The organism is Ramlibacter sp., assembly GCF_035706265.1.
Lineage (GTDB): Bacteria > Pseudomonadota > Gammaproteobacteria > Burkholderiales > Burkholderiaceae_C > Ramlibacter.
This window is the reverse complement of the sequence record NZ_DASSVG010000334.1, coordinates 1-23,403: the sequence shown is the minus strand read 5'-3', so window position 1 is coordinate 23,403 and position 23,403 is coordinate 1. Positions and strand designations below refer to the sequence as shown.

Genomic DNA, 23,403 nt, shown 5'->3' with positions numbered 1-23,403 from the left:
TCCTCGCCTACCACCTGGCGCGGCGCTATCCGCGCTCGGCCTCCTGGCTGCCGCGCCACGTGCCGCGCCTGCTGCCCGCGGTGCCGGACCGCGGCAAGCCGCTGGCCCCGGCGGGCTTCATCGGCCTGAAGGAGAAGGCCTGATGCGGCACCACTGGTCCTGGCCGTGGGTCAAGCGCGCGGTCGGCGTGGTCTTCATTTCGGTACTCGCCTTCCTGCTGGTGCGCTACGCCCGCACCGTCGACTGGGGCCAGGTGCGCACCAGCGTGCTCGAACTGCCGCGCGGCGTGCTGCTGCACGCCTTCGGCCTCGCCGCGGTGAGCCACCTGGTCTACAGCCTGATGGACCTGGTCGGCCGCCACTACACGGGCCACCGCATTCCCAAGCGCAAGGTGATGCTGGTGAGCTTCATCTGCTACGCCTTCAACCTCAACCTCGGTTCGCTGGTGGGCGGCATCGGCCTGCGCTACCGGCTCTACTCGCGCCTGGGGCTGCGCTACGGCAACATCACCCGGATCATCACCCTGTCGATGATCACCAACTGGATCGGCTACATCCTGCTGGCCGGCCTGGTGTTCACCATCGCGCCGCTGGCGCTGCCGCCGCGATGGAGCCTCGACAGCGAGGAACTCCGGCTGGTGGGCGTGGCCCTGCTGGCCGTGGCCGTGGTGTACCTGGGCCTGTGCGGCTTCTCGCGCGTGCGCTGCTGGACGGTCCGCGGCCACGACATCGACCTTCCGACGCTGCGGATGGCCTTCGCGCAGCTGGGCATCTCCTGCACGCACTGGATGACGATGGCGGCCGTGCCCTGGATGCTGCTGCAGGGCCAGGTGGACTATCCGACCGCGCTCGCGGTGCTGCTGATCGCCGCCATCGCCGGCGTGCTGCTGCACATCCCGGCCGGCCTGGGCGTGACGGAGGCCGTGTTCATTGCCCTGCTGTCGCACCGCGTCCCCGAGCACCAGCTGCTGGGCGCCCTGCTGGCCTACCGGGCCTTGTTCTACCTGGCACCGCTGATGGCGGGCGCCCTGCTGTACCTGCACACGGAAATGCGCACTCGCAAACGGGAGGTTCATGCATGAAGCAATTGCATACCTTGAAGACACGGGCGCAGGCGGCGTGCCCACAATGACCCCGATGCACGTCAAGAGTCCCGTCGTCCCCGCGCAGGCGGGGACCCAGGCGCGCCCCCGCCTGCGCGGGAATGACGGCGGCGGTTAGTCCATGCAGGCGGGTTCCGACATGCAAGTGAAGCTGGAAGGGCCCACCGACCTCGCGGGGTTCCGCTCCGAAGTGCGCCAACTGCTGGCCCAACAGGTCCCGCCGGAGCAGGTGGAGTGGCTGCCGCAGCCGCCGGCGGACCCGTTCACCGATCCGCAGCTGCCGCAGGCGAGCCGGCCGCGCAACGTGGCCCGCGCCGCCACCGCGATCGTGCCGGCGTCCTTCACCCGCCTGTGCGAATTCGTGGTGCTGCACCGCGACCCGGAGCGCTTTTCGCTGCTGTACCGGCTGCTGTGGCGGCTGGTGCACGAGCCGCAGCTGCGCAACGATCCCGTCGATGCCGACGTGCTGCAGGCCCAGCACATGGCCCATGCCGTGCGGCGCGACATCCACAAGATGAAGGCCAACCTGCGCCTGCACGCGATCGGCGACGAGCAGGGCCAGGCGCTGGAGGTGGGCGCGTACGAGCCCGCCCACCACGTCGTCGAGGCCGCGTCGCCGTGGCTTTGCAAGCGCATCGCGGCGCCGCGCTGGGTGCTCTTCACCCCCGAGCGCAGCGTGCGCTGCGAAGAGGGCCGGCTGCTGTTCGGCCCCGGCGTGCCAGTGTCCGAGCTGCCCGCCGGCGAAGCCCCCGCGGCGCAATGGCTGGCCTGCTACGAGCGCGTGTTCGCACCGTACGACCGGCCCGCGCATGCCTGACCGCGCGCCGCCGCCGGATCCGCAGATCCGCTCGCTCGACCTGCTCAAGGCCGCCACCATGGCGTGCCGCGAGTGCCCGATCGGCGAGATCGCCACCCAGTCGGTGATCGGCGAGGGCCGGCTCAAGGCCAGGCTGATGCTGGTGGGCGAGCAGCCCGGCGACCAGGAGGACCTGCAGGGCCATCCCTTCGTGGGCCCCGCGGGCAAGCTGCTGGCGCGCGCCCTCGAGGCCGCCGGCCTGCCCCGCGAGCAGACCTTCGTCTCCAACGCGGTGAAGCACTTCAAGTTCGAGCTGCGCGGCAAGCGCCGCATCCACAAGAGCCCCACGCAGCGCGAAATCGCCGCCTGCCATCACTGGCTGGAAGACGAGATCGCGCTGGTCAAGCCGGCCGCGCTGGTGGCGCTGGGCGCGAGCGCAGCCCGCTCGCTTCTGGGGCGGGCCGTGCCGGTGCTGGCCAACCGCGGGCAGTGGCTGCCGCGGCCCGATGGCCTCGAAGTGCTGGTGACCCTACATCCTTCCGCGCTGCTCCGCGGTGATCCCGAGCAGCGCGAGCCGGCGTTCGAAGCGTTCGTCGACGACCTGCGGCAGGCACAGCGGTTCTTCCGCGGCTGAGGCACGCGGAAGATCGGCGCAGGCTACCTCCGGCAACGGATTGGTCTGCTGCTCGATCACCCAGGGCGCGCGCAGGTTGCGGCCGGCGCCGTCGGAGCCCTGCAGGCCGATGCCGCCCTGGGGCGGTCCGGCCAGCGCACCGAGCCCCGCCTGCGCACCCGCCATCGCGGGGCGGCCCTGGAACACGGCGCCCGCATTCGCGCTCAGCTCGTGGTTGGGCGGCTGGCCGTGGGCCTCGAAGACCATCAGGGCGAACAGCAGCACCAGGGCCACGGCCAGCCAGTGGGAGGGGTGATGGCGGTAATGCATGGCGGCTCCTTCCGAGAGCGGATGGGGCCAGTGTGCGGCGCCTCTGCGCGGGCCCGCACCCGCCACCTGCAACATCGCATGTAGGAAGAGCCCTGCACGCTCGTCGGGACGGAACAGAAGCGTTACACGTCACTGCTAAACTGCGCGCGCTTTCACCGCCCCATCGAATGACTGTTGCACTCGCAGGCCGCACGCCTGCCACGTTCGAGATCAAGAGCGCGAACCTCCCCCTCGTCGCGCTGCTGCTGAAGTCTTCCGACCTGCAACTGCTGCAGCAGGAACTGCAGGGAAGATTCGGCGACATCCCGGAATTCTTCGACCACGATCCGATGGTGATCGACCTGGGGCCGCTGGGCGAGTCCGAGGTGGACTTCGCGCGCCTCGTGGCCCTGCTGAAGCAGTACCGCATGATGCCGGTGGCGGTGAAGGGCGGCACGCAGGGGCAGATGGAGGCGGCGCTGCAGGCGGGGCTGGCCAGCGGCAGCGAGCTGATCATGCGCAGCGAGAGCGCCCCCACTCCGGCCCTCCCCCAGAGGGGGAGGGAGGAAGTCCAGGCCGCGCCGCCGCCGATGCCGATGCCGGTGCCGCCGCCCCAACCCACCTGCGCCCTCGTCATCGACAAGCCGCTGCGCTCCGGCCAGCAGGTCTACGCCCGCGGGCGCGACGTCGTCGTGCTGGCGATGGTGAACGCGGGGGCCGAGGTCATCGCCGACGGCCACATCCATGTCTATGCACCGCTGCGCGGCAAGGCCATTGCCGGCGCACGCGGCGATGCGCAGGCGCGCATCCTGACGCTGTGCCTGGAGCCCGAGCTGGTCTCCATCGCCGGCGTGTACCGCACCAGCGAACATCCGCTGCCCGACACACTGCGCGGCAAGCCGGCCCAGATCCGCCTGCAGGGCGAGAAGCTGGTCATGCAGCCGCTGAACCCGTAGAGGACCCCTGAATGGCAAAGATCATCGTCGTCACTTCCGGCAAGGGCGGGGTCGGCAAGACCACCACCAGCGCCAGCTTCGCCAGCGGCCTCGCCTTGCGCGGGCACAAGACCGCCGTCATCGACTTCGACGTCGGCCTGCGCAACCTGGACCTGATCATGGGCTGCGAGCGCCGCGTGGTCTACGACTTCGTCAACGTGATCCACGGCGAGGCCACCCTCAACCAGGCCCTGATCAAGGACAAGCACAACGAGAACCTGTCGGTGCTGGCCGCCAGCCAGACGCGCGACAAGGAGGCCCTCACGCGCGAAGGCGTCGAGAAGGTGCTGCACGACCTGGCCGGCATGGGTTTCGAGTACATCGTGTGCGATTCGCCCGCCGGCATCGAGACCGGCGCGCTGATGGCCATGCACTTCGCCGACGAGGCCCTGGTGGTGACCAACCCCGAGGTCTCCTCGGTGCGCGACTCCGACCGCATCCTCGGCATGCTGGCCAGCAAGACCCGCCGCGCCATCGAAGGCAAGGAGCCGGTCAAGGAACACCTGCTGATCACCCGCTACAACCCGAACCGGGTCGACGCCGGCCACATGCTGTCGCTGGAGGACATCCAGGACATCCTGCGCATCCCGCTGATCGGCGTGATCCCGGAAAGCGACGCGGTGCTGCAGGCCTCCAACCAGGGCACGCCCGCCGTGCACCTGAAGGGCACGGACGTGAGCGAGGCCTACCTCGACGTCGTGGCGCGCTTCATGGGCGAAGACCGTCCCATGCGCTTCGTCGATCCGGAAAAGGCCGGCTTCCTCAAGCGCCTGTTCGGCGGGAGGAAGGCATGAGCCTGCTGTCCCTGCTGCTCGGGGAGAAGAAGAGGACGGCCAGCGTCGCCAAGGAGCGGCTGCAGATCATCCTGGCACACGAGCGCAGCGGCCGCAGCCCGGGCGGCGCGCCCGACTACCTGCCGGCGCTGCAGCGCGACCTGGTGGCCGTGATCGGAAAGTACGTGAAGATCGATCCGACGCACCTGAAGGTGAACGTCGAGCGCCAGGACAACCTCGAAGTGCTCGAAGTGAAAATAGAACTGCCAGAAATTACACGTTGAGCGGTGCCCTGTCATGATTGACAGGCTTGACAGGGAATAGCCTGTCAAGAGATAAAGCACGGATGAGCAGTAAGGTCGTCGTCAGCGCCACCCATCGCTATTGCGCCCCTGCAGAAAGGGTGTTCGATGCGTGGCTCACGCCCTGGCAGGCTTCCCGTTTCCTGTTCCGCAGCCGGGCCGGCACGGTCATGCAGTGCGAGCTGCAGGCCGAGGTCGGCGGCGCCTTCACCGTGATCGAGCGGCGCAACGCCGCCGAGGGCGACGAGAGCGTCTTCAACGTGGTCCACAGCGGCCGCTACGTGGAGATCACGCGGCCGTCCCGGCTCGTGTTCGACGTCAGCGTGCTGTCCTTCCCGGACGAGAGCACCCGCGTCACGGTGGACGTGCTGGCCACCACGCCGCAGACTTCCGAGGTCGTGGTGAAGCACGAACTCGGCGACACCCGCCACGCCTTCGCCATCCAGGACAGCACGCGCCGCGAGTGGACCAACATGCTCGCCCTGCTGGAACGCGAGCTGTTCCCGCGCCGCATCGGCGTGCATCTCTGAGCACTTTGGTCCTCCCGTAGCGGCGGGCGGGCCCGCCCTGTCAACTGCTGTCCTTCCCGCCCGTTGATCATGATGAGGAGTACCTCATCATGCCCACCGCCACGCTCACCGACTCCTTCAGCACCGGCACCATCGTCGCCGCGCGGCTCGCGCGCGAGACGCTGGCAAGGTTCGATCCGGTGCTGCGCTCCCTGCTCGCCGGGCAGCAGTTCTTCGTCAAGCTGGCCGACGGCCGCTGGCACCCGCAAGGCTGCCAGCTCGGGCTGTGCCAGTGCTTCGAGTTCGGCGAGCTGCAGGGCGCCGTGGCCCGGGGCAGCGCACCCCGGCCCGCCGACGATTAGCGCCTCACATCCCCTTCTTGGTCTGCCCGCGCGCCGAGCGCATCGGCGGCTGGTGGGTCGACGAGCCCTGGGTCGATCCGCGCCGCACCTTCACCTGGTTGTTGCCGATGTGGTCCTCGCGGTCGTGCCGGCTGCTCGCGGTGCGGCGGCCCTCGTTGCTCTGGGTCGCCTTCTCCTGCCCCAGCTTGTTGGTGTCGTTCTCCAGCTTGCCGCTGCGGCCGACCTGCTTGTCCTGCGAGGACGGGTGGTACTTGTGGGTCATGGCTGAACTCCTTTCCTGAGCTTCGATGGAATCGCTTACGTCTGGCCCTTGGGCTCGGCGAGCCGGCGGTGCATCTGCGCCACTGCCTGCGCCGGCATCACCTTGCTGATCGCCACTTCCAGCTTGTTCTTCAGGCCGGCAACGACGTCGGCTTCGCCCTTGAGCATGGCCTCGAAGCCGACCCGCGCAACGCGGGCGGGATCGGCCTTGCGGCCCTGGCCGACACGCGTGTCCAGCATGTCGGCGCGCTCGAAGAACTCGGTATCCGTGGGGCCCGGCATCAGGCAGCTGATGGTGACTTCGGTTCCCTTCAGCTCGTTGCGCAGTGCGAGCGCGAAGGAATCGATGAAGGCCTTGGTGCCGTTGTAGACCGCCTGGAAGCTGCCGGGCATGAAGCCGGCCACCGAGCCGGTGATCAGGATGCGGCCGCGCGCCCGCGCGACCATGCCGCGGGCCACGTGCTGGATCAGGTGCACGGTGCCCACGATGTTGGTGTTGATCACGTGCAGCACTTCGTCGAAGTCCTGCGCCAGGAACGAGCCGCCGAGCCCGTGGCCGGCGTTGGCCATCAGCGCTTCGACCTCGCGCTCGCCGATCGCCTGGATCAGGTGCAGCACGCCTTCGGTGCTGGCCAGGTCGCACTGGACCGCCTGCACTTGCGCGCCCAGCGCTTCGAATTCGCGGGCGGCGTCGGCCAGCGGCATGTCCGCCGCGATCACCAGGTCGAAGCCGTGCTCCGCGGCGCAGCGCGCCAGGTGGTAGCCGATTCCCGACGACGCCCCCGTGACCACGGCCAGCGGCCGCGGCGCCTTTGCTTCATCCATGACGTGTTCCTCCGTGGATGAAGCGATTCTGTAAAGCCCTCCTCGGCCGCAGTGTCGGACGGCTGCGGGGGCGGGCGTGGTCTCAGTCCGCCGTCGCAGGCCTTGATTGCTGGGGTTCGGGCGCTTGCGCCGCCCCGAGGCTCACTCTTCCTTCAGGAAGAACACCGCCTCGATCTTGTTGCCGTCCAGGTCGCGCACGAACGCCGCGTAATAGTTGTCGGCGTACTCGCGGCGCAGCCCCGGCTTGCCTTCGTCCTGCGCGCCGAGTTCGAGCGCCTTGGCGTGGAAGGCCTGCACCTCTGCCACCGAATTCGCGTTGAAGCACACGTGCACGCCGTTGCCCGGGGCGGCCTCGGCGCCGTCGTGCGGGAAGCCGACCCAGAACTCCGGGAAGCGGCGCCCGTAGCCCGAGCCGTCCTCGGTGTCGGCGACGCACTCGATCTGCAACGTGGCGAGCACCGCGTCGTAGAAGGCCTTGGCGCGCGGGAAGTCGTTGGTGCCGATGGAGACGTGGGAGAGGGCGGGTTGGTGCTGCATGGCGGGTCTCTGGATCGAGCGGATTATGCGCCGCTACACCCCCAGCGGGCTCACGCCGATCAGCACCCGGTGCAGCCAGAACGCGAATACCGCCCACACCACCACGCCGACCACCACCGTGAGGGCGGTGCCGGTCGCCGTGCCGGGCCGGTACACGAGGGCCTGCTCGCGATCGCGCTTGCGCGCGGCCATGTAGTCCAGCACGGCCCAGGCGAGGAAGGATCCGAACAGCACCAGGTCCGCGAGCGTGTTGTTGGCCAGCAGGTGCGCGATCGCCCAGACCAGCACGCCGAGGATCATCGGGTGGTGCAGCTTCGCCCGGATCTGGTTGCGCGGCACGTAGGCGGCCGGCAGCAGCACGAACGCCACCAGCGTCAGCAGCGCGGCGACGTGGCGCATCGCCACCGGCGGCTGGCTCCACATCACCACCGGGCTCTGGCGCGCCAGCCCGTAGCCCACCACCACCAGCACGAAGCCCGCGATCGAGACCAGCGAGTACACGCCCTTGAACGGCTTCTCGCCGACGCTGGCGATCATCGACGCCCGCCAGCCTTCGGCGAACACGCGCACGGAATGGGCGCCGAGAAACAGCACCAGCCCCGCCACCAGCGTCAGCATCGATTCGCTCCGTCCGTTCGTGAAGCGGCGGACTTTACGCCAGGCACGCCGGGACTCAAGCCCCCTTGCCGGCCAGGCGGACACGCGGTTGCCCGGGCTTGGTATTGAAGGGATTGTTCAAGGGTAGTCGTAGTAGCTAAGGACGCCGCCGCGCTGTGGACAAGCCTCTTTTTCCCTTTTGCCGACAGGCACCTGCGCGCGGTACAGGACTGTGGGCACCCGTGCTTCCGTGCTGTCTCCGGATCTTGGACAACCCGCCGGATCCGCCCCGCGGTGTGGATAACGCTGAGGTTGTGCCGGAACGCTCCACAGGCTTTTCAGGCCGAAAAAAAATTTCCGGCAGCGTCGATTTGTGGCGTTCCGGCGACGCGGCAAGGCGGCGCGCTTGCGTCCGGCATGCAGCCGCCGCCCATAATCCGCGCAAAGGGACGGAAGACCCGCAGGGAGGAGGGGGAGCGCAGCCATGAACGACTTCGTCGAGGACCAGGAAGACCGCACGCGCGGCTTCGTGCCGCCGGAGCCGCGCGGGCTCGGCATGCGCTGGATCGCGCTGGCCGTGGCGGCCGTGTTCGCCGCCGTGATCGTGGTCACGAAGGTGGTGCCGCCCGCGCACGACGGCCAGCCGGCGGCGAAGGCCGCGGCGGCCGAGGCCGCGAAGTAGGCGGACTCAGGCCCTGCGCGCCTGGCGCAGGATCAGCAAGGCCACAGCGGCGGCGCCGAGCGCGCCCGCTGCGCCGCCCAGGAACACGGCCTCGAGGCCGGCCGTGCGGGCCAGCACGCCGTTGATCGGCGGCGCCAGCCCCATCGTCACGTCCTGGAACATCACGTACGCGCCCATCGCCGCGCCGCGGCTTTGCGGCGGGGAGCGCTTCACGGCCTCGACGCCGAAGCCCTGGAAGCCGATGCCGTAGCCGCCGCCGGTCAGCGCGGCGCCGAGCCAGGCGAGCGCCGGCAGCGGCGCGGCCCAGATCAGCGCCAGGCCGATCGCCTCGGCCAGCACGCAGTACAGCGCCACCCGCGCGCCGCCCACCAGGTCCGGCAGGTGGCCCACCAGCAGCCGCGCCGCGATGAAGCCCACGCCCATGCTGGTGAGCGCAAGGGCCCCGCCGTCCCAGCCGCGCTGCACGAACAGCAGCACCGCGAAGGTGTTGATCATCGCGTAGCCCACGCAGCACAGCGTGAGCCCGAGGCCCGGCAACTTCAGCGCGTTGAGCACCGCGAGGAAGGGCAATCGCGCATGCGGGCTGCCCGGCACGCCCACGATGAAGCTCGCACCCGCGAGCCCCACCGCGCCGGCGACGAGCACCGCGCAGCCCACGCCGGCGAAGCCGGACTGCGCGTTCAGCGCCGTGCCGAGCGGCGCTCCCGCCGCGAGCCCGCCGAACAGCGCGACGCCGATCCAGCCGAACACCTTGCCGGCGTGCATCGGCCCCACGCGCGCCAGCGCCCACGCCATGGTGCCCGTGATCAGGAAGCTCTCGGCGAGGCCCGTGAGCAGCCGGCCCGCCATCACCATTGCCAGCGAGAGCGAAGGTGCGGTCGCCGCGAACGGCACCGAGGCGAGATAGAGCACGCCGATGCCGCAGGTGGCGAGCAGGCCGGCGAGCGCGACCCGGCGCGGCCCGCGCGCATCCGCCAGCCCGCCGGCCCACATCCGCCCGAACAGCGAGGACGCGGACTGCACGCCCATCACCACGCCGACCATCACCGTGCCCTGGCCCAGCGCGTCGTGCACCTGCCTTGGCAGCACCGGCAGCGCCATGCCCATGGCCAGGAAGCCGTCGAACACGGCCAGCATGAAGGGCAGCAGGGGAAGGAAGACGGACCAGAGGGAAGCGCCCGACGGGGCGGAGGACTGCGAGGGCACCGTCATGGGCAGCGAGCATAGCGCCTGCGGAGCTGCGGCACGGCCATCGCTGGTGGCACCGCAGGTCGGCCGATATAGTTCGCGCATGGACCGCCTTCAGAACCTCGAGACCTTCGTCCGCGTGGCGCAGACCCAGAGCTTCGGCGAGGCGGCGCAGCAGTTGCGGGTCGCGAAGTCGGTCGTGACCACGCGCATCAAGCAGCTCGAGGATTACCTCGGTGCGCCGCTGTTCCACCGCAGCACGCGCGTCGTGCGCCTGTCCGAACTGGGCCAGGCCTTCCTGCGCGATTGCACCCAGCTGGTGAGCCGCGCCAACGACGTGGTGGACCAGATGCGCAACGTGCGCGGCAAGCCGGCCGGCACCCTGCGCGTGCACGCGCTGACCGGCTTCGTCATCGGTCATTTCGGCTCCCTGCTGCGGGAATTCCAGGACACCTATCCCGACATCCACCTCGAGCTCATCGTGAGCGATGCGGTGGTGGATCCGGTCAAGGCGGGTGTCGACTGCGCGCTGCAGATCTTTCCCGCTGCCTCGACCGAGCTGATCTCGCGCCCGCTGTTCGCGGTGCGGCGCGTGTTCTGTGCCACGCCGCAGTACCTGGCGCGGCACGAGGTGCCGAAGGATCCGCGCGACCTGCACCACCATCCGCTGGGCCTCTATTCCGGCTACCCCACGCGCGACCGCTGGACTTTCCGACGCGAGGGCAGCGAGCTCACCGTGTACCTTTCCGCGGCGCTGCTCACGAACAGCGTGCACCTGCTGCGCGAGTACGCGCTGGAGCATGCCGGCATCGTCTGCGTACCGACGCTGGTGGCCGCCGAGGACCTGCGCCAGGGCCGGCTGCAGGTGGTGCTGCCCGGGTACGAGCTGTCCTCGTTCTGGCTCAGCGCGGTGTACGCGGTCAGCTCGCGCGACGCCCTCAAGATGAAGCTGTTCCTCGAGCACATCACCAGCGCCTTTGCCCGCGTGCCGCCGTGGGATGCGGCGCTGATCGAGCGCGGCATGCTGCCGGCCGAGCTGTACGAAGCGTATTGACGCGCGCCAGGCGGCGGCAGTCTCCGTCGCTCGATGCACAGCCATCAAGGGTAAACCCGCAGTATTGTTCGAGACGCCCGAACAATCCAGACACCCTCTGCCACCTAGCGGCCTGCCGCCGCGGCTCCTAAAGTTGCGCTCCATCGCAGCCTCGCCTGCAGCAACGACAGGAGACGAACATGGCCGTGGCCTACCAGACCCGCTTCGGGTCGCTTTCCAGCTACGAGAAGGGTCGCGTCGAACCCATTACCGACGACGTCCGCAACTACGCCTTCTCGAACTGTTTCGATATCGCCAACAAGAGCAAGCCCTATGAGCGGGTGGTCTTCGGGCAGAACCAGATCTACGTGCTCGAGGTCGCGCGCGCCGAGGGCGAATCGCCCTGGTTCACCTGCGCGCACGACGAGTTCGCGCTGTGCATGGACGGCGAGGTCGAGGTCCACCTGATCAAGCTGGAAGCCTCGCAGCACGTGCCCGACGCCGACCACAACGGCGCCGTGCTGGTGGAAGGCCAGCCGCAGGGCGCGAAGATGGGCTGGATCAAGCTCCGGCGCGGCCACCAGGCCATGCTGCCGAAGAACACCGCCTACCAGTTCCGCTCGGCCAAGCCCGGCGTGCTGGTGCTGCAGACCTGCAAGGGCCAGCTGTCGGTCGAGAAGTGGGCCGAAATCTGCCAGACGAAGTGAACGAGGAGACCCGAACATGAACGCGCCCACCGAACTCGCCAAGGTCATCGCCACGCAGCCGGACCCCACCCTCGGCTACAAGACCTTCACCCTCGGCAGCTTCACCTTCGCCCGGGACGAATACTTCGCCCACATCCGCTGGACCACGCGCGACGGCCGTCCGCTGTCGCACACGATGGACGTCGGCAACTACCTGCGGGCGCTCATGCGCGACGTGGCCTGGGGCTTCTTCTACGGCTGGGTGAACTTCGACAACGTGGTCGGCACCGTCAACCACTACAAGTCGGTCGACCTCTATGCCGGCAGCTACAACGGCACCATGAAGGACGCCGGCGTCGACCTGCTGGAGAACTTCCCCACCGACCAGATCCGCGCCACCTTCGAGCAGATGCTCGACGACTGGACCAACGAAGGCTTCGACCCCTTCGCCGCGCCGCAGGAAACCGGCACGCCCTACGGCCGCAAGCGCGGCAACAACACCGCGAAGATCACCCGCGCCCGCGAGCTGGCCACGCGCTGCGTCGGCCTGAAGGGCGACCTGCCGCTGCGCACGGACGAACGCGGCGCCCCGGTCAACCGCGCCTTCGCCGACGTGCCGCAGGACCAGCCGGAGCTGCATCCCGAGCCGGGGTTCGAGAACGAGGTGCACGCCTTCAACCTGTTCGCCTTCCTCTCGCGCAGCCAGGTCACGTGGAATCCGTCCTTCACCAGCGTGGTGAAGTACAGCTACATGTGCCCGACGACCGAGGAGCACATCCTGCCGATCATCCACGGCAACGACCGCGTGGAGTGGTTCTTCCAGATGTGCGACGAGATCCACTGGGATTGCTCGGACAAGAACACCGGCAAGCCGCTGGCGCGCGTGATCATGAAGGCGGGCGACATGGCCGCCATGCCCGCCTACTGCCGGCACCAGGGCTACAGCCCCAAGCGCTCGATGCTGCTGGTGTGGGAGAACGGGTCGCCCAACCTGGTCTACGAGATCCAGAAGGGCGAAGCGCCGGAAGTGCCGGTGAAGTTCTGACGACCGACGGCTGATCCTGCGCCACCCCCGCGCGAGCGGGGCACCAGAGCACGCGCACCGCGCGTGAACCCCAGACGCCCTGGATCCCCGCACCGGCGGGGATGGCGGGGTGCGCTTGCCCGGAGAAAACCATGACCACGACCATTCGCCGCCAGCTGTTCATCAACGGCGAATTCACCGATGCCCTCTCGGGCGAGACCCTGCCCACGCTCAACCCGCACGACAACAGCGTGATCGCCGAAGTCGCCATGGCGGGCCGCGAGGACGTCGATCGCGCCGTGGCCGCGGCGCAGAAGGCCTTCCCGGCCTGGAGCCGCATGCCGGCCGCCGAGCGCGGCCGCATCCTGCTGAAACTGGCCGACCTGATCGAGCAGAACACCGAGGAGCTGGCGCGCCTGGAGAGCCTGGACACGGGCCACCCGCTGCGCGACTCGCGCAACCTCGACGTGCCGCGCACCGCCGGCTGCTACCGTTACTTCGGCGGCATGGCGGACAAGTTCCAGGGTGAGACGATCCCGGTCGAGGCGGGGTTCCTGAACTACACGCTGCGCGAGCCGGTGGGCGTGGTCGGCCAGGTCGTGCCGTGGAATTTCCCGCTGATGTTCACGGCGTGGAAGATGGCGCCCGCGCTGGCGGCCGGCAACTGCATCGTGATCAAGCCGGCAGAGATCACGCCGCTGTCGACGCTGAAGATCGCCGAACTGATGGCGCAGGCCGGGATTCCAGCGGGTGTGGTCAACGTGCTGCCCGGCCTGGGCTCCGTCGCCGGCCAGTACATCGCCGAGCATCCGGGGATCGCCAAGATCGCCTTCACGGGCAGCACCGCCACCGGCCGACGCGTCGTCGCCGCCTCCGCCGGCAACCTGAAGAAGGTGCAGCTGGAGCTCGGTGGCAAGGGCGCGAACATCGTGTTCGACGACGCCAACCTCGCGGCCGCCGTCAATGGCGCCGCCTTCGCCATCTTCCACAACCAGGGCCAGGCCTGCATCGCCGGTTCGCGCCTGATGCTGCACGAGAAGATCGCCGACGCCTTCCTGGACCAGTTCCTGCCGCTGGCCCGTTCCATCCGCCTCGGCAATCCCATGGACGAGGCCACCGAGATGGGGCCACTGACCAGCGCGCAGCACCAGCAGCGCGTGCTCTCGTATGTCGAGATCGGCCGCGAGCAGGGCGGCGAGGTGCTCTCCGGTGGCTGCGCGCCGACCGCGGAGGAGCTGGCGCGCGGCTGCTACGTCGAACCCACCGTCATGCGGGCGAAGACCTGGCGCGATCGCATCGCGCAGGAGGAAGTGTTCGGCCCCTTCGTGACGGTGCTCACCTTCAAGGACGAGGCCGAAGCGCTGGAAATCGCCAACGGCACCGAATACGGCCTGGGGAGCGGCCTCTGGACCGCCAACCTGCCGCGCGCCCACCGCTTCGCGCGCGAACTGCGCGCGGGGATGGTCTGGATCAACAGCTACAAGCGCGTCAACCCGGGCTCGCCCTTCGGCGGCGTGGGCCTCTCCGGCTACGGCCGCGAGATGGGCTTCGACGCGATGCGCGAGTACACGCAGGTGAAGAGCGTCTGGGTCAACGTGGACGCCCAGATCCAGCCGCACTACCGCCGTTCCTGATTTTTCGCTGAGAGGAGACAACATGCAATTCACGCGCAGACATGCCACGGGCGCCCTGGCCGCCCTCGCCCTGGCGGGCACCGCGCCGGCCAGCTTCGCCGCCGACGTGCTGAAGATCGGCTACGTGTCGCCCCAGACCGGCCCGCTCGCCCCCTTCGGCGAAGCGGACAAGTGGGTCATCGAGCAGATGAAGAGCGCCTTCCGCAATGGCGTGACCGTCGGCGGCAAGAAGTACGACGTGCAGGTCGTGCTGAAGGACAGCCAGTCCAACCCGAACCGCGCCGGCGAAGTCGCCAACGACCTGATCCTGAAGGACAAGGTGGCGCTGATCCTCACGGCCGGAACGCCGGAAACGGCGAACCCGGTGAGCGACGCCTGCGAACTCAACGAGGTCCCCTGCGTTTCGAGCGTGGTGCCCTGGCAGCCCTGGTTCTTCGGCCGCAAGGGCGACCCGGCCACGGGCTTCAACTGGACCTACCACGTGTTCTGGGGGTTGGAAGACGTCATCGCCAACTACACGAACGGCTGGAAGAGCGTTGCCACCAACAAGAAGGTCGGCGGCCTGTTTCCGAATGACGGCGACGGCAACGCCTGGGGCGACAAGGAACTGGGCTTCCCGAAGCCGCTCGCGCAGATGGGGTTCTCGCTGACCGACCCCGGCCGCTTCCAGAACGGCACGCAGGACTTCAGCGCGCAGATCGCGAAGTTCAAGGCCGACGGCGTGGAGATCGTGACCGGCGTGGTGATCCCGCCCGATGCCAAGACCTTCCTGACCCAGGCCAGGCAGCAGGGCTTCAAGCCCAAGGTCGTCACGCTCGGCAAGGCGCTGCTCTTCCCGGGCGCGATCGAGGCGCTGGGCGACCTGGGCAACGGCCTCACGACCGAAGTGTGGTGGAGTCCTTCCCACCCCTTCACGTCGTCGCTGACGAAGCAGAGCGCCAGGCAGCTCGCCGAGGCCTATGAAGCCGGCACGAAGAAGCAGTGGACGCAGCCGATCGGCTTTGCCCACGCCCTGTTCGAAGTGGCCGCCAATTCGCTCGCGCGCAGCAAGTCGGTCAAGCCGAACGACGTCCGTGACGCGATCGCGGGCACCAACCTGCAGACGGTGGTCGGCCCGGTGAAGTGGGGCGGCCAGGGCCCGTTCAAGAACGTGAGCAAGACGCCGCTGGTGCTGGGCCAGTGGGTCAAGGGCACGGGCAAGAACAAGTACGAGCTGGTGATCGTGAACAACGAGGCCTTCAAGCAGATCCCGGCGGCGGGCCAGCTGAAGTCCATGTGAGGTAGGCCGGTGCCCTTGCTTGCCCTGCATTCCGTCAGCAAGTCCTACGGCGCCGTGAAGGTCACGGACGGCATCAGCCTGTCCGTGGCCGAAGGCGAGACGCTGGGCGTGCTGGGGCCCAACGGCGCGGGAAAGTCGACGCTGTTCAACCTCATTTCCGGCGACGTGCGGGTGGACGCGGGCCGCGTGGAGTACGAAGGGCGCGACGTCACCGCGCTCGCGCCGCACCAGCGCTGCCGCGCCGGCATCGGCCGCAGCTACCAGGTGCCGCAGCCCTTCGGCGCGATGACGGTGTTCGAGAACCTCGTCACGGCCGCCTGCTTCGGCGGCCGCCAGGCCGAGCGCGAGGCCTGGCGCACCGCGCAGGAGGTGCTGGAGCAGACCGGGCTGCTGCCGCATGCCAACAAGCCCGCCGGCGGGCTCACGCTGCTGAACCGCAAGCGGCTCGAACTGGCGCGGGCCCTGGCGACGCGGCCGCGCCTGCTCCTGCTGGACGAGATCGCGGGCGGCCTGACGGAGCACGAGGCCCAAATGCTGGTGGCGGAGCTGCGCCGGATCAAGGCGCGTGGCGTCACCATCCTCTGGATCGAGCACGTCGTGCACGCGCTGCTGTCGCTGGCCGACCGCCTGTTCGTGATCGACTTCGGCCGCAAGCTCGCGGAAGGCGAGCCGCAGGCCGTGATGAACGACCCCGAGGTCCAGCGGGTCTACATGGGAATGGAGGCGTGATGGCCGCACTGCTTTCCACGCATGGCCTGCAGGCCTTCTACGGTGACGCCCAGGCGCTGTTCGGCATCGACTTCGAGCTGCAGGCCGGCGAGGTCGTCGCGATCATCGGCGCCAACGGCGCCGGCAAGTCCTCGTTCCTGAAATCGCTCACGGGGCTGGTGAAGGTGCCGCGCGACGCCGTGCGGTTCAAGGGCGAGGCGATCGGCGGGCTGCCGCCTGGCGAGATCGTCCGCCGCGGCCTCGGCCTGGTGCCCGAAGGGCGGCGCCTGTTTCCCAGCCTCTCGGTGGAAGAGAACCTCCTGATGGGAGCCACCGCCGGCCGCCCCGGGCCGTGGAACCTGAGGCGCCTGTACGAGCTGTTTCCCATCCTGCTGGAGAAGCGGCGCAACCCGGGCACCGCCCTCTCCGGCGGGCAGCAGCAGATGGTGGCCATCGGCCGCGCGCTCATGAGCAATCCCGAGGTGCTGCTGTGCGACGAACTGTCCCTGGGCCTGGCGCCGATCGTCATCCAGGAGATCTACCGCGCGCTGCCCCGGATCACCGCCGAAGGCATGGCGGTGGTGCTGGTCGAGCAGGACGTGCACACGGCGCAGCGCATGTCCCAGCGACTCTATTGCTTCCAGGAAGGACGCGTGTCGCTGCAGGGCGAGTCGGTGCGCGTCACGCGCGAGCAGATCTCGCGCGCCTATTTCGGAGTCTGACGTGAGCTTCGTTGAACTGCTGCTGCAGGCCGCCCTGCTGGGTGGCCTGTACACCCTCGTCGCCCTGGGGCAGTCGTTGATGTTCGGTGTGATGCGCCTGACGAACACGGCCCATGGCGATTTCATCATCCTCGCCGCTTTCGGCGGCATCGCCGGCCTGATGCTGTTCGGCACCTCGGGTGCGGCCACGCTGGCGGTGGGCATCGCACTGCTGCCGGTGGCCTTCGCCTTCGGCTGGGGGCTGCAACGGTACGTCCTGAACGGCACGCTGGGCAAGGACCCGCTGCCTTCGCTGGTCGTGACCTTCGGCCTGTCGATCGTGATCCAGAACCTGCTGCTGGAGCTGTTCTCGGCGGACCCGCGTTCGATCGAGACCGGCGGCTTCAACACCCAGAGCGTCGCGCTCGGCGAGACGCTGGCGGTCGGCGCACTGCCGCTGGTGATCCTGGTGCTGGCCGTCGCAGCCACCGCAGGCCTGCAATGGCTGTTCGCATCGACCGCGCTGGGCCGGTCCTTCCGCGCCGTGTCCGACGACCGCGAGATCGCGGAGCTGATGGGGCTGCATGCCGGCAAGGTGTATGCGCTGGCCACCGGCATCGCCTTCGTGCTGGTCGCCGTGGCCGGCGTGCTGCAGGCGATGCGCACCACGGTGTCGCCGGCCGACGGGCCGCTGCTGCTGCTGTTCGCATTCGAGGCCGTGATCATCGGGGGCATGGGCTCCTTCTGGGGCACGCTGGCCGGCGGCATGTTGCTGGGCCTGGCGCAGCAGATCGGCTTCCGCCTCGACCCCGGCTGGGGTATCTGGTTCGGCCATCTCGTGTTCCTGGCCGTGCTGGTGCTGCGGCCGCAGGGACTGTTCCCGAAGACCCGCTGAGGCCCGCCATGCGCCAGGATTCCCGCGCCGTCCGCAACGTGCTGTTCATCATGTGCGACCAGCTCCGGGCGGACTATCTCTCCTGCTACGGCCACCCGCGCCTGCGCACGCCGAACATCGACGCGCTGGCGGCGCGCGGCGTCCGCTTCACCAGTGCCTATGTGCAAGGATCCGTCTGCGGGGCCTCGCGCATGTCCACCTACACCGGCCGCTACGTGGCGAGCCACGGTGCGATCTGGAACTTCGTGCCCTTGTCGGTGGGCCAGAAGACGCTGGGCGACCACCTGCGGCCGCATGGCGTGCGTTGCGCGCTGGTGGGCAAGACGCACGTCGAGCCGGATGTGGAAGGCGCGCGCCGGCTCGGTCTCGATCCCAGCCACGGCGAAGGCCGGCTCGCCATGGAAGGCGGCTTCGAGCCCTACGCACGCGACGACGGCATCTGGCCGCCCGGCTTCAAGGTCAGCGGCAATGCCTATTGCGACTGGCTGCGCGCGCGCGGCTACGTGTCGGACAACCCCTGGCACGATTTCGCCAACTCCGGCCGCGGCCCGGACGGCGAGATCCTGAGCGGCTGGGAGATGCGCTGGGCCCGCGAGCCCGCCGCGATCGAAGCCAGCCACAGCGAAACGCCCTACACCACCGACCGCGCGATCGACTTCATGCGCGAGGCGGGCGACCGGCCCTGGCTGCTGCACCTTTCGTACATCAAGCCGCACTGGCCCTACGTCGCACCGGCGCCCTACCACGCGTTGTACGGCCCCGGCGACGTGCTGCCGGCCGTGCGCAGCGAGGAGGAGCGCAGCGCCAGCCATCCGGTGATGCAGGGGTTCCAGCGCGATACCGCCAGCCGCAGTTTCAGCCGCGACGAAGTGCGCGCGACGGTCATCCCGACCTACATGGGCCTGGTGCGGCAGGTCGACGACGAACTTGGCCGCCTGTTCGCCTTCATGCGCGACCAGGGGCTCGATCGCGACACGCTCTTGGTGTTCACGAGCGACCACGGCGACTACCTCGGCGACCACTGGCTGGGCGAGAAGGAAATGTTCCACGACCCGATCGTGCGCGTGCCGCTGATCGTGGTGGACCCGCGTGAAGAGGCCGACGCCACGCGCGGCAGCACCAGCGATGCGCTGGTTGAATGCATCGACCTTGCACCGACCTTCCTGGACGCGCTCGGCCTGCCGCCGGCGCCGCAATGGCTGGAAGGCGAATCGATGGTGCCGCTGCTGCACGGGCAGCCGGGCGCCCACGGCAAGGACATGGTCGTGTGCGAAAACAGCTACGCCTTCCGCGACGAGGTGCGCCTGCCCCTGGGCCAACCGGTCGAGCGGTGCCACATGACCATGCTGCGCACGCGGCGCTGGAAGTTCGTCCACTTCGAGGACCTGCCTCCGCAGCTGTTCGACCTCGAACAGGATCCGCAGGAACTGTGCGATCTCGGCCGCGACCCCGCGTACGCCGCCGTGCGCGAGGAGATGCTGGCGCGCCTGTTCGATTGGCTGCGCGCGCGCAAGCGCGCCACCACCATTGCCCCCTCCGCCATCGAGAGCTGGAACGCGCGCGAGCGCAAGGCAGGAATCCTGATCGGCGCGTGGTGAGCGCGCCGGCCCGACACCCCCAGAGGAGACACCCATGACCCCCCGTTCCTTCCGGCCCGCCTCCGCGCTCGCGTTGCTGGGCGCCGTCCTGTGCGGCGCGGCCGCCCCCGCGCTCGCCGACCAGGCCTGGCCCACGCGGCCCGTGCGCATCGTGGTGGCCTTCCCGCCCGGGGCGCCGGGCGACATCATCGCCCGGCTGATCCAGCCGACGCTGCAGAAGGCACTCGGCCAGCCCGTCGTGGTGGACAACAAGCCGGGCGCCGGCGGCAACATCGGCATGCAGGAGGTCTTGCGTGCGACCGACGGCCACACCGTGCTCGTCGGCCCCGACACGATGTTCACCATCAATCCGCACGTGTACCGCAAGCTGGCCTTCAATCCGGCCAGCGACTTCGTGCCGGTGACGCAGATGGCCGCGTTCAGCCAGGAACTGGTGTGCCACCCGAAGGCCGGGGTCAGGAGCGTGCAGGAACTGCTGGCCGCCGCGCGCGCGAAGTCCCTCGACTACGCCTCCGGCGGGCCGGGCGTGCCGGGGCACATGGCCATGGAACTCCTCAGCGCCAAGGCCAAGGTGCAGATGCAGCACATCGCGTACAAGGGCCCAGCGCCGGCAATGCAGGACGTGCTGGGCGGCGTGATCCCCTGTGGCTTCCTCGCCTCGCCGACCGTCGGGCCGTTCGTGAAGGAAGGCAAGCTGGTGGCGCTGGCCGTCTCCGGCGCGCAGCGCCTGCGCAGCCAGCCGAACGTGCCGACGATCGCGGAGTCCGGCGTGCCGGGCTACGAAGCCGGCTTCACGGAGATGATGGCGATGCCGCGCGGCACACCCGCTGCCGCCGTCAACCGCCTGCAGACCGAGGTTGCTCGCGCGCTGTCAGGAGCCGAAGTGCGTGAGCGCCTCGCCACGCTGGACCTCGAACCGGTGGCCAACACGCCGGCGCAGGCTGCCGCGCGCCTTCGTGCGGAGAACGGCCGCTGGGGCGAGGTGGCGGGCCTGATCAACCTGCGCCTGGATTGAAAATGGAGGCGGTGATCACTTCCGAGGGCCCCGTCGCGACGGGCAGCGCCGCGCCGCGCGTGCTGATCGACACGCGCGCGAGCCGCATCAGCCTCGCGGCCGGCATCCTGCTGGTCGCCTTCGCGGCGACGTTGCCCTTCTGGGGCGAGTCGAGCTGGATGCGCGAGTTCGTCGAGGTCGCCTGCTACTTCGTGTTCGCGATGATGTGGAACCTGCTGGCCGGCTACGGCGGCATGGTCAGCATCGGGCAGCAGGCCTTCTTCGGCCTGGGCGGCTACGTGATGCTGGCGCTGGGCAACTTCGCCGGCTTCAATCCCTTCGTCGCGGTGCCGATCGGCGCGGCGGCGGCCGCGCTGGTGGCGCTGCCGGTGTCGTACGTCGCGTTCCGGCTGCAGGGCGGCTACTTCGCGATCGGTACCTGGGTCATCTCCGAAGTGTTCCGGCTCTCGATCGCCAACATCCCGGCGGTGGGCGGGGGCTCGGGCACCACGCTGACCGCGCTGCGCGGCATCGAGAAGGCCACGCGCGAAAGCGTCACCTTCTGGATGGCGCTGGCCTGCGTGGTCGGATGCATCGCGGGCGTGTACCTGTTCCTGCGCAGCAAGCAGGGCCTGGCGCTGCTGGCGATCCGCGACAACGAGGTGGCGGCCGAATCCCAGGGCATTCCGGTGCGCCGCATGAAGCTGGCGGTGTATGCCGTCTCCGCGTTCGGCGCCGGCCTCGCGGGCGCGCTGTACTTCGTGGGCAACCTGCGCATCAGCCCTGACGCGGCCTTCAGCGTCAACTGGACGGCCTTCGCCATCTTCATGGTGGTGATCGGCGGCATCGGCCGCATCGAAGGCCCGATCGTGGGCGCACTGATCTTCTGGGCGCTCAACAAGTTCTTCAGCGACTGGGGCACCTGGTACCTGCTGCTCCTCGGCGTGCTGGCGATCGTCGTCACGATCTTCTTCAAGCAGGGCTTGTGGGGCTACGCGCAGACGCGCTGGGGCTGGAGCCTGCTGCCGACCCAGCGCAAGCTGGTGCTGCCGGGAGAGCCGCGTGGCTGAGGCGACGCAGTACTTCGTGGTGTTGGGCACCGATGCCGAGGGCAAGCAGGAACTGCGGCAGGAACTGCGTCCGCGCCACCGCGAGTGGCTGCGCGAGCACCCGGGCCACGCCGTCACCGTGCTGCACGGCGGACCCACCCTGGACTGCGAAGGCGACATGGACGGCACCCTGTTGATCGTCGAAGCGGCGAACCGGCAAGCCGTCGAGGCGTTCGTGGCGGCCGACCCGTACGTGCGTCACGGACTTTTCCATCAACTGCAGGTGCGCCGCTGGGCCTGGTCGCTCGGGCGCTGAAACCATGAAGAGCTTCACTTATGTGGCCCAGCCCGCACGCGTCGTGTTCGGCGCGGGCACCCTCGGCCAACTGGCCGGGGAGATCGAGCGGCTCGGCGCGCGCCGCGCGCTCGTGCTCTCCACACCGGAGCAGCGCACGTCGGCCGAGGAGGTGGCGCAGCTGCTCGGCGCACGTGCCGCCGGCGTCTTCGACCGGGCCGTGATGCACGTGCCGATCGAAACGGCACGCCAGGCCCGCGAAGCGGCGGCGCGGCTGGAAGCCGATTGCGCGGTCGCCATCGGCGGCGGTTCGACCATCGGCCTGGGCAAGGCGATCGCGCTCGAATCGGGCTTGCCCATCGTCGCGGTGCCCACCACTTATGCGGGCAGCGAGATGACGCCGATCTACGGCATCACCGAGGCAGGCCTGAAGAAGACGGGCCGCGACGCGCGCGTGCTGCCGCGGACCGTGATCTACGACCCCGAGCTGACCCTGGGCCTGCCCGTGGGCATCAGCGTGACCAGCGCGCTCAACGCCATTGCGCACGCCGCGGAAGGCCTCTATGCGAAGGATGGCAATCCCGTGATGGACCTGATGGCGGAAGAGGGCATCCGCGCGATCGCCGCCAGCCTGGGCACGATCCGCGCCCGGCCGCGCGACGGCGAGGCGCGCGCGCAGGCGCTCTACGGGGCATGGCTCTGCGGAACGGTGCTGGGCAACGTCGGCATGGCGCTGCACCACAAGCTCTGCCACACGCTGGGCGGCAGCTTCAACCTGCCGCACGCGGAGACGCACACCATCGTGCTGCCGCATGCGCTCGCCTACAACGCATCCGCGGCGCCCCAAGCCATGCAGCGCATCGCCCGCGCACTCGGCACCGGCGATGCCGCACAAGGCGTGTACGACCTGGCCTGTGCCAACGGAGCACCGGTGGCCCTGCGCGACATCGGCCTGCGCGCCGAGGACCTCGACACCGCATGCGACATCGCGCTGCGCAACCAGTATCCCAATCCGCGCCCGCTCGAACGCGAGGCCATCCGCGCACTGCTGCAGGATGCCTTCGAGGGCCGGCGCCCCGGTCCCTGAAGAAAGCAGAACAGAGATGAGGAACCTGACCGAACACAACGTGACGGAGGCGGTGGTCGCCCGGCTGGCGGAGACGCCCGACCCGCGCCTGAAGGAGATCCTGGAGAGCCTCGTGCGCCACCTGCACGCGTTCGCGCGCGAGGTGCGGCTGACGGAAGACGAGTGGTTCCAGGGCATCGACTTCCTGACCCGCGTGGGCCACATCACCGACGACAAGCGCCAGGAGTTCATCCTGCTGTCGGACACGCTCGGGCTGTCGATGCTCACCGTGGCGATGAACAACAGCAAGCCCGCCGGGTGCACGGAAGCCACCGTGTTCGGCCCCTTCTACGTCGAAGGCGCCCCCGAAGTCGCGCTGGGCGAGGATGTGGCCCGGGGTGCGAGCGGCGAGCCGTGCACCGTGCGCGGAACGGTGCGCGGGCTCGGGGGCGAGCCCGTTGCGGGCGCGGAGATCCACGTGTGGCAGGCCGATGCCGATGGCATGTACGACGTGCAGCGCCCCGAGCTGCAGGACGCGCAGGGCCGCGCCGTGCTGTGCGCGGACCACGAGGGCCGCTACCACTCCCGCT

29 protein-coding genes are annotated in these 23,403 nt (G+C 69.3%); 23 read left to right on the top strand and 6 right to left on the bottom strand.

Translation table 11 applies throughout. From position 1 onward, the window contains the following. Window positions 1-142 precede the first annotated feature (142 nt). From VFM98_RS12165 to VFM98_RS12155, 3 genes are all read left to right on the top strand, one after another. A complete protein-coding gene (locus VFM98_RS12165) occupies window positions 143-1,081 on the top strand; it encodes a lysylphosphatidylglycerol synthase domain-containing protein (RefSeq protein WP_325110185.1) in 939 nt (312 codons plus the stop codon). A gap of 160 nt (window positions 1,082-1,241) precedes the next feature. Next, window positions 1,242-1,919 carry a DUF4130 domain-containing protein gene (locus VFM98_RS12160; RefSeq protein ID WP_325110184.1) on the top strand — a complete coding sequence of 226 codons (678 nt, stop codon included), beginning with the start codon at window positions 1,242-1,244 and terminating at the stop codon, window positions 1,917-1,919. After that, complete coding sequence (locus tag VFM98_RS12155; protein WP_325110183.1) at window positions 1,912-2,532, top strand: UdgX family uracil-DNA binding protein; 621 nt, start codon at window positions 1,912-1,914, stop codon at window positions 2,530-2,532. Before VFM98_RS12160 ends, VFM98_RS12155 begins: the two co-directional genes overlap by 8 nt. Here the strand turns inward: VFM98_RS12155 and VFM98_RS12150 are convergent. Beyond that, window positions 2,428-2,841, bottom strand: a complete 414-nt coding sequence (locus tag VFM98_RS12150) for a hypothetical protein (RefSeq protein WP_325110182.1) — start codon at window positions 2,839-2,841, stop codon at window positions 2,428-2,430. The genes VFM98_RS12155 and VFM98_RS12150 overlap by 105 nt on opposite strands. A gap of 167 nt (window positions 2,842-3,008) precedes the next feature. Between VFM98_RS12150 and minC the strand changes: the two genes are divergently transcribed. From minC to VFM98_RS12125, 5 genes are all read left to right on the top strand, one after another. After that, window positions 3,009-3,776 carry a septum site-determining protein MinC gene (minC, locus tag VFM98_RS12145; protein ID WP_325110181.1) on the top strand — a complete coding sequence of 256 codons (768 nt, stop codon included), beginning with the start codon at window positions 3,009-3,011 and terminating at the stop codon, window positions 3,774-3,776. 11 nt (window positions 3,777-3,787) lie between these two features. Then, on the top strand, window positions 3,788-4,609 hold the full coding sequence (gene minD, locus VFM98_RS12140; RefSeq protein ID WP_325110180.1) for a septum site-determining protein MinD: 822 nt from the start codon (window positions 3,788-3,790) through the stop codon (window positions 4,607-4,609). Next, on the top strand, window positions 4,606-4,872 hold the full coding sequence (gene minE / locus VFM98_RS12135) for a cell division topological specificity factor MinE (protein ID WP_325110179.1): 267 nt from the start codon (window positions 4,606-4,608) through the stop codon (window positions 4,870-4,872). Before minD ends, minE begins: the two co-directional genes overlap by 4 nt. Before the next feature lie 62 nt (window positions 4,873-4,934). Then, window positions 4,935-5,420 (top strand): SRPBCC domain-containing protein, encoded by a 486-nt coding sequence (locus VFM98_RS12130; RefSeq protein ID WP_325110178.1) that lies wholly within the window; start codon window positions 4,935-4,937, stop codon window positions 5,418-5,420. A gap of 89 nt (window positions 5,421-5,509) precedes the next feature. Further along, window positions 5,510-5,761, top strand: a complete 252-nt coding sequence (locus VFM98_RS12125; protein ID WP_325110177.1) for a hypothetical protein — start codon at window positions 5,510-5,512, stop codon at window positions 5,759-5,761. Between the two features lie 4 nt (window positions 5,762-5,765). Here the strand turns inward: VFM98_RS12125 and VFM98_RS12120 are convergent, their stop codons facing one another. From VFM98_RS12120 to VFM98_RS12105, 4 genes are all read right to left on the bottom strand, one after another. After that, window positions 5,766-6,023, bottom strand: a complete 258-nt coding sequence (locus VFM98_RS12120; protein ID WP_325110176.1) for a hypothetical protein — start codon at window positions 6,021-6,023, stop codon at window positions 5,766-5,768. A 35-nt stretch (window positions 6,024-6,058) separates the two neighbouring features. Continuing rightward, window positions 6,059-6,847, bottom strand: coding sequence for an SDR family NAD(P)-dependent oxidoreductase (locus VFM98_RS12115; RefSeq protein ID WP_325110175.1), 789 nt, complete (start codon window positions 6,845-6,847; stop codon window positions 6,059-6,061). Between the two features lie 141 nt (window positions 6,848-6,988). Then, entirely contained in the window at window positions 6,989-7,384 is a 396-nt protein-coding gene (locus VFM98_RS12110) for a VOC family protein (RefSeq protein WP_325110174.1), read from the bottom strand. A 33-nt stretch (window positions 7,385-7,417) separates the two neighbouring features. Continuing rightward, window positions 7,418-8,002 (bottom strand): NnrU family protein, encoded by a 585-nt coding sequence (locus VFM98_RS12105; RefSeq protein ID WP_325110173.1) that lies wholly within the window; start codon window positions 8,000-8,002, stop codon window positions 7,418-7,420. Window positions 8,003-8,465: 463 nt separating this feature from the next. On the opposite strand from VFM98_RS12105, the gene VFM98_RS12100 reads away from it, so the two are divergent. Further along, window positions 8,466-8,663 carry a hypothetical protein gene (locus tag VFM98_RS12100; RefSeq protein ID WP_325110172.1) on the top strand — a complete coding sequence of 66 codons (198 nt, stop codon included), beginning with the start codon at window positions 8,466-8,468 and terminating at the stop codon, window positions 8,661-8,663. A gap of 6 nt (window positions 8,664-8,669) precedes the next feature. On the opposite strand, the gene VFM98_RS12095 is transcribed toward VFM98_RS12100, so the two are convergent. After that, the gene (locus tag VFM98_RS12095) at window positions 8,670-9,956 is read right to left on the bottom strand and encodes an MFS transporter (RefSeq protein ID WP_325110171.1); all 1,287 of its coding nucleotides are present in this window, start codon (window positions 9,954-9,956) and stop codon (window positions 8,670-8,672) included. Between VFM98_RS12095 and VFM98_RS12090 the strand changes: the two genes are divergently transcribed. From VFM98_RS12090 to VFM98_RS12025, 14 genes are all read left to right on the top strand, one after another. Next, window positions 9,955-10,905, top strand: coding sequence for a LysR family transcriptional regulator (locus VFM98_RS12090; RefSeq protein WP_325110170.1), 951 nt, complete (start codon window positions 9,955-9,957; stop codon window positions 10,903-10,905). The two genes, VFM98_RS12095 and VFM98_RS12090, sit on opposite strands and share 2 nt — an antisense overlap. A gap of 179 nt (window positions 10,906-11,084) precedes the next feature. Beyond that, window positions 11,085-11,591, top strand: coding sequence for a hydroxyquinol 1,2-dioxygenase (locus VFM98_RS12085; RefSeq protein WP_325110169.1), 507 nt, complete (start codon window positions 11,085-11,087; stop codon window positions 11,589-11,591). 16 nt (window positions 11,592-11,607) lie between these two features. After that, on the top strand, window positions 11,608-12,615 hold the full coding sequence (locus VFM98_RS12080) for a hydroxyquinol 1,2-dioxygenase (RefSeq protein ID WP_325110168.1): 1,008 nt from the start codon (window positions 11,608-11,610) through the stop codon (window positions 12,613-12,615). 143 nt (window positions 12,616-12,758) lie between these two features. Beyond that, complete coding sequence (locus VFM98_RS12075; RefSeq protein WP_325110186.1) at window positions 12,759-14,228, top strand: aldehyde dehydrogenase family protein; 1,470 nt, start codon at window positions 12,759-12,761, stop codon at window positions 14,226-14,228. A 22-nt stretch (window positions 14,229-14,250) separates the two neighbouring features. Then, the gene (locus tag VFM98_RS12070; protein ID WP_325110167.1) at window positions 14,251-15,507 is read left to right on the top strand and encodes an ABC transporter substrate-binding protein; all 1,257 of its coding nucleotides are present in this window, start codon (window positions 14,251-14,253) and stop codon (window positions 15,505-15,507) included. A 9-nt stretch (window positions 15,508-15,516) separates the two neighbouring features. After that, entirely contained in the window at window positions 15,517-16,236 is a 720-nt protein-coding gene (locus VFM98_RS12065) for an ABC transporter ATP-binding protein (RefSeq protein ID WP_325110166.1), read from the top strand. Continuing rightward, window positions 16,236-16,937, top strand: a complete 702-nt coding sequence (locus VFM98_RS12060; protein ID WP_325110165.1) for an ABC transporter ATP-binding protein — start codon at window positions 16,236-16,238, stop codon at window positions 16,935-16,937. Before VFM98_RS12065 ends, VFM98_RS12060 begins: the two co-directional genes overlap by 1 nt. A gap of 1 nt (window position 16,938) precedes the next feature. Further along, window positions 16,939-17,811 (top strand): branched-chain amino acid ABC transporter permease, encoded by an 873-nt coding sequence (locus tag VFM98_RS12055; protein ID WP_325110164.1) that lies wholly within the window; start codon window positions 16,939-16,941, stop codon window positions 17,809-17,811. A gap of 8 nt (window positions 17,812-17,819) precedes the next feature. Continuing rightward, window positions 17,820-19,409, top strand: a complete 1,590-nt coding sequence (locus VFM98_RS12050) for an alkaline phosphatase family protein (RefSeq protein WP_325110163.1) — start codon at window positions 17,820-17,822, stop codon at window positions 19,407-19,409. A 34-nt stretch (window positions 19,410-19,443) separates the two neighbouring features. Then, window positions 19,444-20,424 carry a tripartite tricarboxylate transporter substrate binding protein gene (locus tag VFM98_RS12045; protein ID WP_325110162.1) on the top strand — a complete coding sequence of 327 codons (981 nt, stop codon included), beginning with the start codon at window positions 19,444-19,446 and terminating at the stop codon, window positions 20,422-20,424. 11 nt (window positions 20,425-20,435) lie between these two features. Further along, window positions 20,436-21,473 (top strand): branched-chain amino acid ABC transporter permease, encoded by a 1,038-nt coding sequence (locus VFM98_RS12040; protein WP_325110161.1) that lies wholly within the window; start codon window positions 20,436-20,438, stop codon window positions 21,471-21,473. Next, on the top strand, window positions 21,466-21,768 hold the full coding sequence (locus tag VFM98_RS12035) for a YciI family protein (RefSeq protein ID WP_325110160.1): 303 nt from the start codon (window positions 21,466-21,468) through the stop codon (window positions 21,766-21,768). The genes VFM98_RS12040 and VFM98_RS12035 overlap by 8 nt, the downstream gene beginning before the upstream one ends. A 4-nt stretch (window positions 21,769-21,772) precedes the next feature. After that, a complete protein-coding gene (locus VFM98_RS12030) occupies window positions 21,773-22,834 on the top strand; it encodes a maleylacetate reductase (protein ID WP_325110159.1) in 1,062 nt (353 codons plus the stop codon). Window positions 22,835-22,850: 16 nt separating this feature from the next. Then, a partial coding sequence (locus tag VFM98_RS12025; RefSeq protein ID WP_325110158.1) for a dioxygenase occupies window positions 22,851-23,403 on the top strand: 553 nt, incomplete at its 3' end.